Genomic DNA, 19,335 nt, shown 5'->3' with positions numbered 1-19,335 from the left:
GCTAAACTCTACTCAATTTTAACTAAAATACTTTAAAAAACTATTATCAAACGCTTTAAAAAGAAAAAAATGAAGCGAAAAAGCAGATTATTTTCTTATATGAAAAACATCAAAAAACACGTAAAAACACTTGTTTATAATTTACTGAATTACAATATATTTGAAATCAAAATTAATCCTAGTCATGAAATATTCTGTTAACTATCTTAGCTCAACTCCAAACAAAGTGGAACATCTTAATACCCTAAAAAAAGTATGCATTTGCTTGCTACTTATTCTATTGATTACTTTTTATGTACTCTCGTTTCAGTTTTTATTAAAAAGCTAAACTAGTTTTATCCTTTGAAATTAATCCAATTGCACCAAGTCATTTTGTAAGGCATAGACCACCAATCCTGCTACATTTCTGGAATTTGTTTTTAGCAACAAATTAGTTCTATGTCCTTCAACAGTTCTTGGGCTTATAAACAGATAATCACCTATTTCCGTGGCATTTTTTTGTCTACAAATTAATTTCAAAACTTCAATTTCACGATCGGAAAGCAACGTTCTATCCAAACTACTTTTTAACTTGTTTCCTGAAAGCACCACTTCTTTGATTACTTTTAAGACATAATCAGAGTAATAAAATCCTTTGCTGGATACTTCGTTAATAGTATTAATTAGCTCTGTTGGTGAAGCGTTTTTTAGCAAATAAGAAACGGCTCCAACATCAATCATATTGGCGATAAAAGATTTGGAATCATAACTTGTAAGTGCAATGATTTTTACATTAGGGAATTCTTTGTGGATGATTTTAGTAGCTTCTACTCCATTAATTATAGGCATTTTCAAATCGGTTAGTACGACATCTGGTAGTACGCTAGCACTTCTTAGGAATGTAATTAACTCTTGACCATTAGAAGCCTCATTAAGAATCGTGAAATTAGGTTCTCTTTCTAAAATAAAAGACAATCCCTTTCTGAACAATACCTCATCATCAACTAAAACAATTTTAATTTTTTGATCCATCCTTAAAAAATAAATTCAACATTTACACCTTTATTAACTTTTGACTGGAAAGACAAACTTCCCTTCAAAAAAGAAATCCTACTCTCTATATTTTTTAATCCTAAACCTTTTTGATGTGCGCAATTAGTCTCATCAAAACCAACCCCATTATCCGTATACAAACATTTGGTGTATTCTCCATTGGGAATAAAACTAACAGTCATTTTTGTAGCTTTTCCATGACGTATAGAATTATTTAACAATTCTTGTAAAATTCTAAACACATGCAAATGTCTTCGTGTATCAGCATCATCAAATGTAACTTCATTTATATAGCTTACCGTAACCCCTTTGGCAGAACTAAACTCCATACACAATTCCTCTACACCAGCATCTAAGCCAAATTTTTCTAACACAGGTGGTAATAAATCATGGGCAATCTTCCTTGAATTCTCTAGCGCTTTTCCAGTCAATGCAATCACGTTGGCCTTTATTTCCTGTAATTCATTTGCTGAAAGATTGGGAGTTGTTAACAAGTGAGCATTCAAAGCCACTACATTCAACTTAGAGCTGATATCATCATGCAAATCTTGAGCAATTCGCTTTCGTTCTGCTTCTTGCGTTTCGATTACAGCTTTTAATAGCTCTTTTTGATGCGTGATTTCGCTATCTTTTTTTTCAATTTCTTTTTGGATAATTTTTTTTCTAGAAAAAAAGAAAAAAACAATAAGCACAACTGCCAAAATGATAAAAAAGAAGGAAGTGTACAAAATAACTAAAACAATTTCTTTTTCTGAAATGGAAGTAGTTTCCATGTAATAAAGTGGTATTAAAAAATTGGGACTATTCTACTACCAAAAATAGCTTTTTTTTTATAAAAACACTTTAAATTAACTCTAAAATGACAGCATCACTTATTTTTTTCTAAAAAAACTGACTTTCCATTCATATAAAATAAACAAATAATACAAAACCACTAAAACGGAGTTGAAAGTCCAAAGTAAGAACTTTAATTCATTACTCAATTTTGCATTTATATTACCAACTATAAAAACCATGGTACTAGCTAACAAATATAGGATAACACCAATGGTGACATAATGGTATTTTTTTTCTGAAGTTAGCATATTATACAAATGAAGAACAGCAAATACAATGACGCTTAGATTGGTAATCACTATAACCAATAGATTATATTTAAAAAATTGTTCATAATCCAACCAACTTTGCACTCCGATAGCTATTATATTTAAAGCCATCATAGTATAAATGATTGTTTTTTGACTACTAAAATACGTCAATGAACCATAAAAAAAACCTAATATAATCATCTGTCCAATGAAGAATAAATTCATCAAAAACAAATTCTTCAAATGCAAAAGGTAGAGCACCTCCATACTAAGCTGCAAAATTGTAGCAAAAAGTAGGTACGCTAAAAAAAAGCCATTAACCTTTTCTTTTTTGAAAAAGCTAATGGCAAATAAACTTAAATTTATTACTAAAATGGTATACGATAAATAAATTAAAAAATCATTCATTTTTATTTATTCATTGGGCTATTGGGATCTTCATAAGGTGGACAAGTACGTACTCCATCAAATACTATTTCGGTATCTGCAGATCCAGACAAAGGATTTTCATTTTGAAAAACATCTTCATAGACACCTGTTTCTGTATTTAGCACGGTTCCTACAAGCATTAAGGTTAATTCTCCAGCTGGGTTAATTCCTTTGTAGGCACGAACAGCATCTATTTTTTGACTCATTACTTTTTGCAAAGCATCAAGTGGGATCAAAAAAGCATCGATTCTTTTAGCCCTCAACACGGACTCAACGTCGCGATCTTTGTATTTTCTTACCCATTCTTGTGCCGTGGGTAATGTAATTTCAATTTCTCTAGGTAATTTTTCCTCACTCATAACTTTAATAAATTATTGGTTAATAATAGTTTATGCTAAGCTAGTCATTTTTTTATTACTGAAATAAAAATTAAGGAAGAATTCTCTTTCTATATTTTCGTTCCTCTCTACTTTAGAAAACCATTAAAAAGGCACATCACTATCATCGTCGGCATCATTATTAAATGTACTACCAAAGGCTTCATTAGCTGAAGGTAAATTTCTAGTAAAATCTTCTTGATTCATACTAGAAGGCAAATCATCATAGCCACTACTATAATCCTCTAAATTATCAAATTTACCTAAGCTTCCTACGAATTTTAATCGCACGTTTTCCAAACCACCGTTTCTGTGCTTGGCGATAATGAATTCTGCCTGACCTGCTGTTGGAGATTGCTCTTCATCATCCCATTCTTCAATTTTGTAATACTCAGGACGATAAATAAAGGAAACAATATCCGCATCCTGCTCAATAGCACCCGATTCACGAAGATCTGAAAGCAAAGGTCGCTTACTAGAACCACGGGTTTCAACAGCACGCGATAATTGCGAAAGCGCAATTACAGGAACATTTAATTCTTTAGCCAACGCTTTCAAATTTCGAGAGATAGTAGAAATTTCCTGCTCACGGTTTCCTCCGCCTTTTCCGTTTCCACCTGCAGTCATCAGCTGCAAATAATCTACTATAATTAATTTTATCCCGTGTTGTGAGGCCAAACGACGACATTTGGCACGTAAATCAAAAATAGACAGAGAGGGAGAATCATCAATAAACAAAGGAGCTTTCTCTAGATTCTTCACTTTGGTACTCAATTGTTCCCACTCGTGTTTTTCTAACTTCCCGGTACGTAACTTTTCAGAAGATAAACCTGTTTCGGAAGAGATCAAACGGGTAATCAACTGTACAGACGACATCTCTAATGAAAAAACAGCTACAGGTTTTTGAAAATCAATAGCTATATTTCTTGCCATAGACAACACGAAGGCCGTCTTCCCCATACCTGGACGCGCTGCAATAATAATTAAATCCGATGGCTGCCAACCCGAGGTAACTTTGTCGAGCTTTTCAAAACCAGTAGCTACACCACTCAATCCTTCTTGACCAGCTATTTCTTCAATACGCTTTTTCGCTTGCAGCACTAAACTTTGTGCAGTTTCAGAACTACGTTTTACGTTTCCTTGAGTAACCTCGTATAATTTTGATTCGGCTTTATCTAACAAATCAAAAACATCGGTAGTTTCGTCATATGATTCTTCGATAATTTCAGAAGAAATACGAATCAAACTTCGTTGAATATACTTTTGCAGAATAATTCTGGAATGAAATTCTATATGCGCCGAAGAAGATATTTTTTGTGTCAGCTGAATCAGGTAAAAATCTCCTCCTGAAAGATCTAACTTTCCATTTTTCTTGAGTTGGGCCGAAACTGTTAATAAGTCAATAGGTTGCGACTCCGTAAACAGCTGAACAATAGCTTCAAAAATATGCTTGTGAGCTTCTTTGTAAAAAGCATCGGGTTGCAAAATATCAATTACCTCATCTACTCCTTTTTTGTCAATCATCATTGCTCCCAAAACCGCCTCTTCTAATTCTAGGACTTGCGGTGGTAACTTTCCTTTTTCTAGGTTAATAATAGTGGAGCGATCCACTTTGATAGGGTTTATTGATTTAAAATTTTCCATTCAGCGAAATTAAAAAAAAATAGAAGGTTTTTGCTATTGAGTTATTACAAAATAATGTTTATAACTAAAGTTTTTTTGTTGATAACCATAAAAAAAGTCCGAAACCAAACGGCTTCGGACTTCAAAATAATTTGTAGGATTTTATTCTTTAAAATGCCCCATTTTACTGTATTTATCCATCCTTTGAGCGATTAATTCTGCTGTTGATAAGTCTTTCAACTCGTTAAATCCTTTCAAAATATAATGCTCCACAGTTTTAAAAGTCGTTTCTCTATCATAATGAGCTCCACCAAGTGGTTCAGGAATAATATCGTCGACTAATTTTTGTCTTTTCATGTCGGCTGAAGTCAATTTTAAGGCTTCTGCCGCTTGCTCTTTGTATTCCCAGCTTTTCCATAAAATAGAAGAACAAGATTCAGGTGAAATTACAGAATACCAAGTATTTTCAAGCATATACACGCGATCTCCTACTCCAATTCCCAAAGCTCCTCCAGAAGCTCCTTCTCCAACAATTACTGTAATGATAGGCACTTTTAATCGTACCATTTCAAAAATATTTCTCGCAATGGCCTCACCTTGCCCTCTTTCTTCAGCTTCTAAACCAGGATAAGCCCCAGGAGTATCCACTAAAGTCAATACGGGAATACCGAATTTCTCAGCCATTTTCATCAAGCGCAACGCTTTTCTGTATCCTTCTGGATTGGCCATACCAAAGTTTCGGTATTGACGAGTTTTGGTATTGTATCCTTTTTGTTGCCCCACAATCATAAAAGATTGTCCGCCTATTTTTCCTAAACCACCAATCATAGCTTTATCATCTTTAAAGCCACGATCACCGTGTAATTCTAAAAATGTATCACCACAGAGTGCTCTAACATGATCTAAGGTATAAGGACGGTTGGGATGTCTGGATAACTGAACACGTTGCCAAGCAGTAAGGTTTTTATAGATGTTTTTTTTGGTCTCCACTAACTTCTTGTTAATTTCTTTACAAGTTGGTGAAACATCAACATCCGACTCTTTACCGATAATGACGCATTTTTCTAATTGCTCCTCTAATTCTTTGATGGGAAGCTCAAAATCTAAATATTCCATAGGATTTTTGCGTTTGTATTATTTTGCAATTTTGGATGTGCAAATGTAAAAATTTAAAATCGTTTCGAAAGATTATTTTTTATTTAACTCTGAATTATATCAAAATTAGCTACTTCTTTTTGGGTTTTTCCATATAGTGTTTGATCACTCCATTTAGGATAACTGTAATCACAATAATCAGGGCGCCAACATAAAATTCAGTACTCATTTTTTCTTTACCTCCAATAATAAAATAAGCTAAAACAATACCATAAACTGGCTCTAAATTTGTAGTAAGCATCACAGTATAAGGCGATAAACGACGCATTACTTTTACCGAAGCCGTAAAGGCATATGCTGTACAAATAGAAGCTAAAATCAAAATTAGTCCCCAGTTTTTTGGAGTTAAAACAAAGAAATCTGCCGAGAATGAACCATTCCAAACAAAGTAAATGGTAATAAAAATAAAACCTGCCAAAAACTCATAGAAAGCAATTACCGAAGGTTCATGGTGCTCAATCAATTTTCCGTTGAATAGTGTAAATACAACCCCTAAAACAATGGAAACCAAAGCCAAAAGCATACCATGTAAGTAATTGATTTCTACCTGAAGTATCAAGGCCAATCCTGCTATAATTACTAATCCAAAAAACACTTCATACCACAATACTTTTCGTCCGTAAAAAATTGGTTCTAAAATAGAAGCAATAAAAGCACCCAAAGAAAAAACAGACAGCGTGATAGAAACAGTAGCCACCTTAATCGATTCAAAAAAAGTAATCCAATGCAGTGCAATAAGTAGTCCTACAAAAACCAATTTTAGCACGGCTCTGTAAGAAATTTGGAATGGAATTTTCTTCAACAAAAGAAAACTTCCCAAAAAAATCGCCGCAAACAGCATTCTATACCACACTAAAAAATCAGCATCGATAGTAATTAACGCGCCTAATATGGCTGTAAAACCCCAAATAAAAACAATTAAATGGAGGTTCAAGTAACTTTTTAAATTATCGTTTGGCATTGCGTAATAAATAAATGGCTAATATTCCGAAAAAGATATTGGGTAGCCATACGGCTAACAAAGGTGAGAAAGAAGATTTTTCAGCTATGGTGCCAAAGATTTTATCGAAAAAGACAAAAGCAAAAGCAATAGCAATTCCGATGGCTAAATTGGTTCCCATACCTCCTCTACGCTTCATTGCCGAAACAGAAACCGCAATTACTGTAAGAATAAAGGCTGAAACAGGAACACTGTATTTTTTATACAATACTACCAAATAGGTGTTAATATTTGAAGACCCCCTTTTGCGTTCTTTTTCAATAAACGCGTTCAGTTGGGTAAGATTCAAGGTTTCTGCAATATAGACTACAGGAGTTAAATCCTCTAAATCAAACGCAAAACGGAATTTTTTCTCAGGCGCTTTCTCAATTTTATCTTCCATTGATCCCAAAGTCCTTTTAGTATAATCATAAAGTGTATAGGTACTATCCTTAGGGTTCCATTTGATTCTACTCGCCGTGATTTTAGAAACCAATTGTTCTTTTTTGAACTTCTCTAGTGAAAAATTAAAAGCCATTTTAGTCTCCGGATCAAAACTATTCACATAAATGAATTCATGGTCGTTGATTTGTCGGTACACATCGGTATTGTCTCCGCGCATGGCTTGTTTTCCTCCACCTTTTAGATAGGTGTACCGAAAATTATTAAACCCCTCACTGGCAGAAGGCACGAGGAAAAATCCCATCAACAACACCAAAACCGAAACGATAGAAGCGCCAATAATATACGGACGTAAAAATCGGGTGAATGAAATACCCGAGCCTAGAATAGCAATAATTTCAGTATTATTCGCTAATTTGGACGTAAACCAAATAATTGACAAAAACAAAAATATCGGAAAAAGAGAATTAGCAAAATAGATGGTGAAGTTGTAATAGTAGGTTGCTATATCCCAAAACGGGATTTTGTTTTCCAGCATCTTATTGATCTTCTCTGAAACATCAATTACAATTCCAATCGGGATAAACAATAACAACATTACAGCAAAAGTCGCCAAGTAGCGCTTTAGTATGTATTTGTCTATTATGGTCAATTTCATTTCTTAAAGTTAGAGGTTAGAGGTCAGAAATTAAAGGTTATAGGTTTCATCCGAACACTTCTAAACTATAATTTCCAACTTCTTAATTTTGTTGTTACAATCTTTGGCTCATGTTTTTGACCATCATTTCTTTCCAAGGTCTAAAATCGCCCGCTAAGATATGTTTTCTTGCTTCACGAACCAACCACATATAGAACCCTAAATTATGAATCGTAGCAATTTGCTTTCCAAGCATTTCATTCGAGGCAAACAAATGACGCAAGTAGGCTTTGGTATAAAAAGTATCTACATAGGTAATTCCCATTTCATCAATAGGTGAAAAATCAGCTTCCCATTTTTTATTCTTAATATTGATGGAACCATTGGCGGTAAACAACATTCCGTTTCTAGCGTTACGTGTTGGCATCACACAATCAAACATATCAATCCCTAAAGCAATATTTTCCAAAATATTAATTGGCGTCCCAACACCCATCAAATAACGTGGCTTGTCTTCAGGTAAGATTTCGCAAACCACTTCGGTCATAGCATACATTTCTTCTGCTGGCTCCCCTACCGAAAGCCCACCAATAGCGTTTCCTTGTTGTCCCGCATTAGCAATATATTCTGCTGATTGACGACGCAAATCTTTATAAGTACTTCCTTGTACAATAGGAAAAAAAGTTTGCTCATACCCATATTTATAAGGTACTTTGTCCAAATGATTGATGCAGCGATCCAACCAACGGTGCGTCATGTGCATCGAACGTTGTGCGTAACGATAATCACAAGGATAAGGTGTACATTCATCAAAAGCCATGATAATATCAGCCCCAATGGTACGCTGAATTTCCATTACATTTTCTGGCGTAAAAAAGTGGTATGATCCATCAATATGTGACTTAAACTTTACTCCTTCTTCCTTAATTTTTCGATTTGCTGATAATGAATACACTTGATACCCTCCTGAGTCGGTCAAAATATTACGATCCCAATTCATGAATTTGTGCAATCCTCCCGCTTTTTCCAAAATATCAGTTTGCGGACGCAAATACAAGTGATAGGTGTTTCCTAAAATAATATCTGGATTAATATCGTCTTTCAATTCGCGTTGATGCACCCCTTTTACAGTACCTGCAGTACCCACAGGCATAAAAATTGGGGTTTCAATTACCCCATGATCTGTAGTGATACTTCCCGCTCTGGCTTTAGATTGTGTATCTTTTTGTAATAATTCAAATTTCATCTCTCTCTTTTTTCAGTGCGCAAAGATAATTTATTTCAGATTTACGAATTACGATTTAGGATTTTATTTAACAATGCTGTTTTGAAACAAAAAACAATCCAATGAATGCTTATTTGAGTGTTTTAGCTAAATGTTTTTAGTGATGGTGTTTGTAAAACATAAAATACACCTATAGAAAAAGCGACCCTTGTGAGGCCGCTTTAAATGTTTTAGCGCACTATTTTATATAGCTTTTTTTTGGTGTTCGTGAAACATTTAAGTTCAATCCATAGAAAAAGGCGAGTCTCCCCGCCTTAAATGTTTTCACAACGGAATAATCCTTATTGTGAATTGCTTCAAAATTGTAGTACAATAGTATAACATTTTTTTAAATTATCATATGAGGATTCCCGTAAATACATTAATTTTTATTTGATTAAATTTCGAGATGAATTTGGATAACGAGAAAAATCATTATAAAATATAGTTTGAAATGAAGAAAATATTAGGATTGGATTTAGGGACAAATAGCATTGGATGGGCTTTAACAAACAATGATTTCGAGAATAAACTGGGAGATATTGAAGGATTAGGAAGTAGAATAATTCCTATGAGTCAAGATGTTCTAGGCAAATTTGACAGCGGAGTGTCTATTTCACAAACTGCAGAAAGAACAAAGTATAGAGGAACAAGAAGATTAGTTCAACGTTTTTTATTAAGAAGAGAAAGACTTCACCGGGTATTAAATATCCTTAATTTTCTCCCTCAACACTACTCTGAATCAATAGATTTTGAGAAAAAGCTTGGACAATTTAAACCTGAAAGAGAAGAAAAACTGTCTTTTTATAAAAATACAAATAGTAAAAACCAATTTTTATTTTTGGATAGCCACCAAGAAATGCTTGCTGAGTTTAAATTAACAAATCCTGATGTAAAACAAGTTCCTTATGATTGGACCATTTACTATTTAAGAAAAAAAGCATTAACCAAAAAAATATCCAAAGAAGAATTGGCTTGGATATTATTGAACTTCAATCAAAAAAGAGGGTATTATCAATTGCGTGGTGAGGAACAAGAAGAGAACAAAAATAAACTCGAGGAATTTCACACACTTACAGTTGTAGATGTAATTGAAAGAGAGAAAGGAAAATCAGGAATCTGGTATAATGTAATTCTTGAAAACGGTTGGGTTTACAAACGTGAAAGCAAAATTGCATTATTTGACTGGATTGGAAAGCAAAAGAATTTTATCGTAACAACTGAATTAAATGATGATGGAACCGTAAAACTAAACAAAGACAATGAAGAAAAGAGAAGTTTTAGATCTCCAAAAGAAGACGATTGGGGATTAGTAAAAATTAGAACGGAACAAACCATTAATCATAGTGAAAAATCGGTTGGTACTTATATTTACGATGAACTTTTAAAAAATCCAAATCAAAAAATAAAAGGCGAGTTGGTAAGAACCATCGAAAGAAAATTTTATAAGGATGAATTATCAAAAATTCTAAAAGCCCAAATTGCATTTCATAATGAAATTTTTGGAGACAAAAATCTTTATAAAAAATGTATTGATGAATTGTACAAACATAATGATTCACATAAAAACAACATCAAAGACAAAAGTTTTGAGTACTTATTTTTAGAAGATATTATTTTTTATCAGCGTCCGCTTAAAAGTAAAACCTCATTAATTAGTGATTGTAGTTTAGAATTTGTTCCTATTAAAGACAAAAAAGGGGCTTTGGTAAAAGACAGCAATGGCAAACAAGTTGTAAAACCTTTGAAATGTATTGCAAAATCAAATCCTATTTTTCAAGAATTTAGATTGTTGCAATTTGTAAAAAACCTTAAAATTTACAAAAAAGAAATTGTAAATGATGTTGATGTAACCCATGATTTTCTAAAAACAGAAGAAGATGTAGTAGCATTATTTAATTGGCTAAATGACAAAGCAGAAATTAGCCAAAAGCAATTTTTGTCGTATCCAAAATTCAAATTAAAAGAAGATAAATACAGATGGAATTTTGTAGAGGACAAAATCTATCCTTGTAACGAAACAAGAAATCAATTTTTGAATGCCATTGCAAAAATTGATGTAGATAAATCTTTTTTTGATACCAAAAACACTCAAGATTTATGGCACATTTTATATTCAGTTACGGATAAAATTGAAATTACAAAAGCAATTACCACTTTTGCCAAACGACATAATTTACCAGATGAATTTATAGCGAATTTCTCAAAATTAAAACCTTATAAACGTGATTACGGTTCCTATTCTGAAAAAGCAATAAAAAAATTATTACCATTAATGCGCTTTGGGAGCTATTGGAAGGAAAGCAACATCGATATCAAAACCTTGGCGAGAATTGACAAAATTCAAACCGGAGAATTTGATGAAAACATGAGAACTCGTGTTCGAGAAAAAGCAATTCATTTAAGTAAAACAACAGATTTTCAAGGCTTACCTTTGTGGTTAGCATCGTATATTATTTATGACCGACACAGCGAAGCTAGTGATGTTTCAAAATGGAAAACTCCCGCAGATATAGCATGGTTTTTAAATCCTAAAAACAAATCTGGCTTCAAACAACACTCACTACGCAATCCAATTGTGGAACAAGTAATTACTGAAACTTTGCGCGTTGTAAAAGATATTTGGCAACATTATGGAGAGGGAAAAGAAAATTTCTTTAATGAAATTCATATTGAGTTAGGTCGAGAAATGAAAAACAATGCTGCGGATAGAAAAAGAATTACCGACAATATCAATCAAAATGAAAACACAAATTTACGTATCAAAGCTATTTTAACTGAATTGAAAAATGATGGCATAAATGATGTTCGCCCCTACTCGCCAAGCCAACAAGAAATTCTTAAGATTTATGAAGAAGGGGTATATAGTAGTGAAATTAAAAAAGAAAAGTTAGAAGAAATTGATAAAATTAGAAAGAATGCAAAACCAACTCCTTCTGAAATTATTAAATACAAACTTTGGTTAGAACAAGGCTATATTTCGCCTTATACTGGAAAGCTAATCCCATTAAGCGAACTGTTTACAACTAAATATCAAATTGAACATATTATTCCACAATCAAGATTATTTGATGATTCATTATCCAATAAAGTGATTTGCGAATCTGAAGTAAATGAATTAAAAAGCAATATGACAGCTTTAGAGTTTATTCAGAAAAACGAAGATAGAATTGTAACCTTAACTGGAAGAAAAACAGTTAAAATTTTCACTAAAGATGCCTATAGCCAACACATAACTGCTTATTACAACAAAAATAAAAACAAGCAAAAACGATTATTGAGCGAAGAAATTCCTGAAAAATTTATTGAAAGACAATTAAATGACACCAAATACATAAGTAAAATCATAAAAAACTTATTGAGCAAAATAGTTCGAGAAGATGATGAGCAGGAAGTAACCTCAAAACATATTGTTTCCTTAAATGGTTCCATCACATCAAGAATGAAACAAGATTGGGGCTTGAATGATGTTTGGAACAACATCGTTACACCACGTTTTGAACGTTTGAATGCCTTAACAAACTCGAGCGATTTTGGAAAAATAGAACTCAAAAAAGATGAATTTGGAAACAAAGGCAAACAAGTTTTTCAGACCACAGTACCCGATGCTCTTGCCAAAGGTTTTACAAAAAAAAGAATTGACCACCGCCATCACGCATTGGATGCTTTGGTAATTGCTTGTGTAACAAAAGACCATATTAATTATTTAAACTCAATCAACTCTGAAAGAACCAATTATTTTTTAGTTTCTAAACTACGTAGAACTGAAGAAATTGTAATAAATGAAAAAAAACAAAAAATTGCAAAAGAATTCCATAAACCTTGGGATAATTTTACAAAAAAAGCAGAAGATCAATTGGATCAAACCATTATCAGTTTCAAACAAAACACCCGTGTTATTAACAAAACAGTTAATAAATATCAGGCTTGGAAAGAAGAAGATGGCGCAATGAAAAAAGTCACCCTAAAACAAACAAAAGGCGATAATTGGGCAATTAGAAAACCAATGCACGCAGAAACCGTAAGCGGAAAAGTATTTTTGAAACGAATTAAACAAAGTCATATTACTATTGCAAATGCTATTGAGCAAATAGAATTAATTGTTGATAAGGAAGTTAAAAAACAATTGACGGAAAAAATTAAACAATATCCAACCAATTTGGTAGGTTTAAAAAAACACCTCAAAGCTTTTCCGGTAATGATTGATGGTAAAGCAATTGACAAAGTTCAGATTTATGAAACTATAGAAGCCACAGCCACAAGAAAAACACTTGACAATTCTTTTGATGAAAAGAAAATTGAAAAAATAACCGATACAGGAATACAAAAAATTCTATTAAACCATTTGAAACAAGAAATGTATCAAAATGCGATGGATGAAAATGGTAAAAAAATCCCTGCACACGAAATTGCCTTTTCTGAAAATGGTTTAAATGAATTAAATAAAAATATAACAACTTTAAATAATGGCAAAAATCATCAACCCATAAAGAAAGTTAGAGTTTTTGAGGAAAGTGGAAGATTCTTCCTTGGAGATACAGGAAACAAAAAAGACAAATTTGTAGAAACTGCATCAGGAACAAATCTATTCTTTGCAATTTACAAAGACAATAATGGTAAAAGAAATTATAAAACGATTCCTTTAAATGAAGTCATTGAGAGTCAAAAAATAGGTGCTTTTGAAAAACTAAAACCTAACGAATGTTCAGTTCCAAATATTTATATAGATGAAAAAACTCAAGAATTATCTTCTCTTCTGTTTTATCTAAATCCTAACGATTTAGTATTTGTACCTACTATTGAAGAAATTGAAAATCCTGACAATATTAATATTCAAAACTTCACAAAAGAACAAACCCAAAGAATATACAAATTTACCGACAGTAGTGATACAACTTGTAATTTCATACCTGCAAGTTCTTCAAGTTTAATATTCAGTATAACAAAAAAAGATCAAGAGAAAATCGGCTTAAGTTATCCTATACAAAATGAATATGGATTAGGAAGCCCACAGTCAAAAAATCAAAATTCTTTAAATGGAATTCAAATTAAATCTGTTTGTTGGAAACTAGAAGTTGATAGACTTGGAAAAATTAAAAAAATCATCCGATGATAAAACGCACCCTTTTCTTTGGTAATCCCGCTTATTTGAGTACTAAAAACGAGCAACTCGTAATTTCTTATCCCGACAAGGATCAAGAAACCAAAACAGTGGCTATCGAGGATATTGGCGTGATCGTTTTGGAAAACCAGCAAATCACTATTACCAATGGTTTACTCGAAAAACTAACCCATAACAATGTAGCATTAATCAATTGTGACCAACAGCACTTGCCTATTGGTTTGTTAATGCCACTCAACGGGCATACGGAACAAACAGAACGTTTTAAAAACCAAATTAATGCTTCTGTGCCACTCAAAAAGAATTTGTGGCAACAAACCATTAGTGCAAAAATATCAAACCAAGCGGGATTATTGAAAGAAAAAGGAATTCCTTGCCGAAAAATGGAACTTTGGGCTAAAGAAGTTACCTCTGGGGATGCGCTTAATCACGAATCGAGAGCGGCGGTTTTTTATTGGCAAAACCTCATCACAATAGAAAACTTTACCAGAGGTCAAAAAGGAATTCCACCGAACAATTTACTGAATTATGGTTATGCAATTCTTAGAGCCATTACAGCAAGAGCGATTGTCAGTTCTGGAATGTTACCCACGTTGGGTATTTTTCATCGGAACAAATACAATGCCTATTGTCTTTCCGATGACATTATGGAACCTTATCGGCCTTATGTAGATTTGATTGTTTGCCACATTATGGAAACCGAAGATTCGTATGAGGAACTGACCATCGAAATCAAAAAACAATTGTTAAGTATTGCCACTATTGATGTATTTATAGACGGAAAGAACAGTCCGTTGATGGTTGCCATGAGTAGAACTACTCATTCCTTACACGAATGTTTTGAAGGAACAGCAAGGAAAATTTTATACCCAATTTACACCTAATTCAAACTATCTAAAATGAAAAAACCTTTTTATTTCGATACTATTAATTCCCCCCTTTAGGGGTTAGGAGGCTATATGTATGACGAACATTACACCCGTTTAAACCAATATAGAAGTTTGTGGATATTAGTATTCTTTGATCTGCCCACCGAAACACGTAAAGAGCGTAAAATTGCCAGTGGATTTCGCAAGAAATTGTTGGATGATGGCTTTTCTATGTTTCAATTTTCCATCTATATGCGTTTTTGTGCGAGCCGTGAAAATGCAGAAGTCCACACCAAAAGAATCAAAAACAGTCTGCCCGAACACGGAAAAATTGGTGTGATGCAAATCACAGACAAACAATTTGGAATGATGGAACTTTTTTATGGGAAGAAACCAGTAGAACCTGAAAAACCATCGCAACAATTAGAACTTTTTTAAACTAGAATTTAAAAAAAGGATAATCTTCTGAAGCTCAGTACATAAATAATGCTTTTTTTTAGCTTCAAAAACAACCCATAACTACCAACATATCAGTCGATTAACTCGATATATGTTGGGAATTATAAGCTAAAATACAATTTTGAAAGCAATTCACAACCTTGTCATGTCCAAGAAATTGTACCAGGCGGTTGGGAATTATAAGCTAAAATACAATTTTGAAAGCAATTCACAACTAAAATGTAAATAATCATAGCTACAACTAGGTTGGGAATTATAAGCTAAAATACAATTTTGAAAGCAATTCACAACAGTTACGTATTCTACAAAATTAGCCATTATGTTGGGAATTATAAGCTAAAATACAATTTTGAAAGCAATTCACAACGCAACATGCAATATACTTTTCGAAGGTGCCGTTGGGAATTATAAGCTAAAATACAATTTTGAAAGCAATTCACAACTGACGTACTGATGGGTATGCAAACGCAAGAGTTGGGAATTATAAGCTAAAATACAATTTTGAAAGCAATTCACAACTCATCATAGGTTAAATATTCAAATTTTAAAGTTGGGAATTATAAGCTAAAATACAATTTTGAAAGCAATTCACAACATAAATGGTAACATAGCCTGCTCCAATGAGTTGGGAATTATAAGCTAAAATACAATTTTGAAAGCAATTCACAACTTTTCTTTGCTTTGCTTCCATATTATGTAGGTTGGGAATTATAAGCTAAAATACAATTTTGAAAGCAATTCACAACCGTTTGTTGTTAATACTAATTCTGCTTCTGTTGGGAATTATAAGCTAAAATACAATTTTGAAAGCAATTCACAACATAACGTCTAATGTTAAAAACTGAATACTGGTTGGGAATTATAAGCTAAAATACAATTTTGAAAGCAATTCACAACAACAGAATCCAGATACTTTCATTCCAAGTCGTTGGGAATTATAAGCTAAAATACAATTTTGAAAGCAATTCACAACCATTGATGGCAATACGGATGATGTTATGCGTTGGGAATTATAAGCTAAAATACAATTTTGAAAGCAATTCACAACGATGCAGTATTGTTTTATATCTTTTTTGATGTTGGGAATTATAAGCTAAAATACAATTTTGAAAGCAATTCACAACAATATCAGCAATACAGAGCCAGAAAATAAAGTTGGGAATTATAAGCTAAAATACAATTTTGAAAGCAATTCACAACTACGACAACGGCAAAACAGCCGAAATTCCAGTTGGGAATTATAAGCTAAAATACAATTTTGAAAGCAATTCACAACACGATGCTGAGCAAGTTATCGCCTAACTTGTTGGGAATTATAAGCTAAAATACAATTTTGAAAGCAATTCACAACAGCATTGGAAAACGCGCGTAGTCCACAAGAGTTGGGAATTATAAGCTAAAATACAATTTTGAAAGCAATTCACAACAGAAAGTTATAATCTCCCTCACACTTATTTGTTGGGAATTATAAGCTAAAATACAATTTTGAAAGCAATTCACAACAGTAAGGCTCGAAAGCCTTACTGCAATATGTTGGGAATTATAAGCTAAAATACAATTTTGAAAGCAATTCACAACAATACGATTGATGCTGCATTAGAAAATATCGTTGGGAATTATAAGCTAAAATACAATTTTGAAAGCAATTCACAACTAATCAATGTTTGCTAACGTTCCCACGATTGTTGGGAATTATAAGCTAAAATACAATTTTGAAAGCAATTCACAACAAATTGAAATTTTATCAGCCGTTTCAGTCAGTTGGGAATTATAAGCTAAAATACAATTTTGAAAGCAATTCACAACCAACTGGCACCTTTGCTTCACGAAATACATGTTGGGAATTATAAGCTAAAATACAATTTTGAAAGCAATTCACAACGGGCGTCTATAAATTGCCAAATATCGGACGTTGGGAATTATAAGCTAAAATACAATTTTGAAAGCAATTCACAACGAGCCGTTGTTATCATATGTTTTTATATATGTTGGGAATTATAAGCTAAAATACAATTTTGAAAGCAATTCACAACTCAAGCCTTCAATAAACCAAGCCCAAACTTGTTGGGAATTATAAGCTAAAATACAATTTTGAAAGCAATTCACAACATGATTGGGGCAAACAGTCCTGTTGGTCTGTTGGGAATTATAAGCTAAAATACAATTTTGAAAGCAATTCACAACATGATTGACGGGGTTTATAAAGCAAACGTGGTTGGGAATTATAAGCTAAAATACAATTTTGAAAGCAATTCACAACGAAGGATGGATGAACAAACCTGGTTCAAAGGTTGGGAATTATAAGCTAAAATACAATTTTGAAAGCAATTCACAACTGCGTAAATATAATGAAAAATATAATACGTGTTGGGAATTATAAGCTAAAATACAATTTTGAAAGCAATTCACAACACAATGTTTTAAAGTTTGTTTTTTTTGGTGGTTGGGAATTATAAGCTAAAATACAATTTTGAAAGCAATTCACAACAATCAATTGATACAAAAAGAGAGGAATATTGTTGGGAATTATAAGCTAAAATACAATTTTGAAAGCAATTCACAACTACTGCGTGACGCAATCTAGCTACAAATGTGTTGGGAATTATAAGCTAAAATACAATTTTGAAAGCAATTCACAACGAAAAATTTGTTTTAGGTTTGCATTATATTGTTGGGAATTATAAGCTAAAATACAATTTTGAAAGCAATTCACAACTAGAAATACATTTGTTCCAACAGTTGTTGTGTTGGGAATTATAAGCTAAAATACAATTTTGAAAGCAATTCACAACCTAAAATGGACGTATTTTTAGAAAAATTAAGTTGGGAATTATAAGCTAAAATACAATTTTGAAAGCAATTCACAACTAATGACTTTTAATCTTAAAATCTTCTATTGTTGGGAATTATAAGCTAAAATACAATTTTGAAAGCAATTCACAACGAATTGTTGGGACAACAATAATATTCGTGAGTTGGGAATTATAAGCTAAAATACAATTTTGAAAGCAATTCACAACTCAACACGAGTTAATTAACGGAAAACCTCGGTTGGGAATTATAAGCTAAAATACAATTTTGAAAGCAATTCACAACAGAATGCACGTTATTTTGATGCCGGATTATGTTGGGAATTATAAGCTAAAATACAATTTTGAAAGCAATTCACAACCTGGGGCAGGTTCTGGAGCTAATGGGAAAGGTTGGGAATTATAAGCTAAAATACAATTTTGAAAGCAATTCACAACTCCGAAAGCATAAAAGTAATATCTGGTAAAGTTGGGAATTATAAGCTAAAATACAATTTTGAAAGCAATTCACAACAGGTTTTTTTATATCTTTACAAAATGCTAAGTTGGGAATTATAAGCTAAAATACAATTTTGAAAGCAATTCACAACTGGATATAGATTTAACCAAGCCAGTTTCAGGTTGGGAATTATAAGCTAAAATACAATTTTGAAAGCAATTCACAACTAACCAAGGGGATTTCCAAAGCTGTCAAAGGTTGGGAATTATAAGCTAAAATACAATTTTGAAAGCAATTCACAACGGCGGCATCACGCAACGCCTTTTGTTTGTGTTGGGAATTATAAGCTAAAATACAATTTTGAAAGCAATTCACAACGTGCTTTTGTGAGTTCATTTCTTACTATCGGTTGGGAATTATAAGCTAAAATACAATTTTGAAAGCAATTCACAACATACGTCCTTTGCTTTCTGTTGTTGATTGTGTTGGGAATTATAAGCTAAAATACAATTTTGAAAGCAATTCACAACAAGCTGGTACTTTTCCTGCGCTTTTTTGTAGTTGGGAATTATAAGCTAAAATACAATTTTGAAAGCAATTCACAACAATAAAATAGTTGTTGTATTTAAGTTTTTCGTTGGGAATTATAA

At 32.5% G+C, this 19,335-nt stretch carries 12 protein-coding genes and 1 CRISPR repeat array (1 of these 13 only partly in view); of the genes, 3 read left to right on the top strand and 9 right to left on the bottom strand.

The window, feature by feature from the left end:
* Positions 1 to 348: 348 nt before the first annotated feature.
* The 9 genes from WFZ86_RS11290 to tgt all read right to left on the bottom strand — a co-directional run bounded on the left by WFZ86_RS11290 (position 349) and on the right by tgt (position 8,968).
* Positions 349 to 1,011, bottom strand: coding sequence for a response regulator transcription factor (locus tag WFZ86_RS11290; protein ID WP_342692009.1), 663 nt, complete (start codon positions 1,009 to 1,011; stop codon positions 349 to 351).
* Positions 1,012 to 1,013: 2 nt separating this feature from the next.
* The gene (locus WFZ86_RS11285; RefSeq protein ID WP_342692008.1) at positions 1,014 to 1,805 is read right to left on the bottom strand and encodes a sensor histidine kinase; all 792 of its coding nucleotides are present in this window, start codon (positions 1,803 to 1,805) and stop codon (positions 1,014 to 1,016) included.
* Between the two features lie 99 nt (positions 1,806 to 1,904).
* The gene (locus tag WFZ86_RS11280; protein ID WP_342692007.1) at positions 1,905 to 2,528 is read right to left on the bottom strand and encodes a hypothetical protein; all 624 of its coding nucleotides are present in this window, start codon (positions 2,526 to 2,528) and stop codon (positions 1,905 to 1,907) included.
* 2 nt (positions 2,529 to 2,530) lie between these two features.
* Complete coding sequence (locus WFZ86_RS11275; protein ID WP_342692006.1) at positions 2,531 to 2,908, bottom strand: hypothetical protein; 378 nt, start codon at positions 2,906 to 2,908, stop codon at positions 2,531 to 2,533.
* A 123-nt stretch (positions 2,909 to 3,031) separates the two neighbouring features.
* Entirely contained in the window at positions 3,032 to 4,570 is a 1,539-nt protein-coding gene (gene dnaB, locus WFZ86_RS11270; RefSeq protein WP_342692005.1) for a replicative DNA helicase, read from the bottom strand.
* Positions 4,571 to 4,711: 141 nt separating this feature from the next.
* Positions 4,712 to 5,665, bottom strand: a complete 954-nt coding sequence (locus tag WFZ86_RS11265) for an acetyl-CoA carboxylase carboxyltransferase subunit alpha (RefSeq protein WP_342692004.1) — start codon at positions 5,663 to 5,665, stop codon at positions 4,712 to 4,714.
* 109 nt (positions 5,666 to 5,774) lie between these two features.
* Entirely contained in the window at positions 5,775 to 6,665 is an 891-nt protein-coding gene (locus WFZ86_RS11260) for a DMT family transporter (protein WP_342692003.1), read from the bottom strand.
* A complete protein-coding gene (locus tag WFZ86_RS11255) occupies positions 6,652 to 7,743 on the bottom strand; it encodes an LptF/LptG family permease (protein ID WP_342692002.1) in 1,092 nt (363 codons plus the stop codon). The genes WFZ86_RS11260 and WFZ86_RS11255 overlap by 14 nt, the downstream gene beginning before the upstream one ends.
* A gap of 94 nt (positions 7,744 to 7,837) precedes the next feature.
* Entirely contained in the window at positions 7,838 to 8,968 is a 1,131-nt protein-coding gene (tgt, locus tag WFZ86_RS11250; RefSeq protein WP_342692001.1) for a tRNA guanosine(34) transglycosylase Tgt, read from the bottom strand.
* A 472-nt stretch (positions 8,969 to 9,440) separates the two neighbouring features.
* Between tgt and cas9 the strand changes: the two genes are divergently transcribed.
* The 3 genes from cas9 to cas2 all read left to right on the top strand — a co-directional run bounded on the left by cas9 (position 9,441) and on the right by cas2 (position 15,415).
* Complete coding sequence (cas9, locus tag WFZ86_RS11245; RefSeq protein WP_342692000.1) at positions 9,441 to 14,099, top strand: type II CRISPR RNA-guided endonuclease Cas9; 4,659 nt, start codon at positions 9,441 to 9,443, stop codon at positions 14,097 to 14,099.
* Positions 14,096 to 14,992: a type II CRISPR-associated endonuclease Cas1 gene (gene cas1, locus WFZ86_RS11240; protein ID WP_342691999.1), complete on the top strand. Its 897-nt coding sequence runs from the start codon at positions 14,096 to 14,098 to the stop codon at positions 14,990 to 14,992. Before cas9 ends, cas1 begins: the two co-directional genes overlap by 4 nt.
* 75 nt (positions 14,993 to 15,067) lie before the next feature.
* Positions 15,068 to 15,415 carry a CRISPR-associated endonuclease Cas2 gene (cas2, locus tag WFZ86_RS11235; RefSeq protein WP_243234943.1) on the top strand — a complete coding sequence of 116 codons (348 nt, stop codon included), beginning with the start codon at positions 15,068 to 15,070 and terminating at the stop codon, positions 15,413 to 15,415.
* Positions 15,416 to 15,529: 114 nt separating this feature from the next.
* A CRISPR array of direct repeats spans positions 15,530 to 19,335; the repeat unit is 46 nt; unit sequence GTTGGGAATTATAAGCTAAAATACAATTTTGAAAGCAATTCACAAC (it continues 639 nt past the right edge of the window).

The sequence above is a fragment of the Flavobacterium polysaccharolyticum genome (assembly GCF_038739875.1).
Taxonomy (GTDB): domain Bacteria; phylum Bacteroidota; class Bacteroidia; order Flavobacteriales; family Flavobacteriaceae; genus Flavobacterium; species Flavobacterium polysaccharolyticum.
The sequence above is the reverse complement of the archived record's forward strand: the minus strand, read 5'-3'. Positions and strand labels throughout refer to the sequence as shown.

Excerpts from the sequence above, each read along its gene's own strand:
- WFZ86_RS11290 (WP_342692009.1), bottom strand. The coding sequence starts at position 1,011 with ATGGATCAAAAAATTAAAATTGTTTTAGTTGATGATGAGGTATTGTTC.
- cas9 (WP_342692000.1), top strand. The coding sequence starts at position 9,441 with ATGAAGAAAATATTAGGATTGGATTTAGGGACAAATAGCATTGGATGG.
- WFZ86_RS11255 (WP_342692002.1), bottom strand. The coding sequence starts at position 7,743 with ATGAAATTGACCATAATAGACAAATACATACTAAAGCGCTACTTGGCG.
- tgt (WP_342692001.1), bottom strand. The coding sequence starts at position 8,968 with ATGAAATTTGAATTATTACAAAAAGATACACAATCTAAAGCCAGAGCG.
- WFZ86_RS11265 (WP_342692004.1), bottom strand. The coding sequence starts at position 5,665 with ATGGAATATTTAGATTTTGAGCTTCCCATCAAAGAATTAGAGGAGCAA.
- dnaB (WP_342692005.1), bottom strand. The coding sequence starts at position 4,570 with ATGGAAAATTTTAAATCAATAAACCCTATCAAAGTGGATCGCTCCACT.
- WFZ86_RS11280 (WP_342692007.1), bottom strand. The coding sequence starts at position 2,528 with ATGAATGATTTTTTAATTTATTTATCGTATACCATTTTAGTAATAAAT.
- WFZ86_RS11275 (WP_342692006.1), bottom strand. The coding sequence starts at position 2,908 with ATGAGTGAGGAAAAATTACCTAGAGAAATTGAAATTACATTACCCACG.
- cas1 (WP_342691999.1), top strand. The coding sequence starts at position 14,096 with ATGATAAAACGCACCCTTTTCTTTGGTAATCCCGCTTATTTGAGTACT.
- WFZ86_RS11285 (WP_342692008.1), bottom strand. The coding sequence starts at position 1,805 with ATGGAAACTACTTCCATTTCAGAAAAAGAAATTGTTTTAGTTATTTTG.
- cas2 (WP_243234943.1), top strand. The coding sequence starts at position 15,068 with ATGTATGACGAACATTACACCCGTTTAAACCAATATAGAAGTTTGTGG.
- WFZ86_RS11260 (WP_342692003.1), bottom strand. The coding sequence starts at position 6,665 with ATGCCAAACGATAATTTAAAAAGTTACTTGAACCTCCATTTAATTGTT.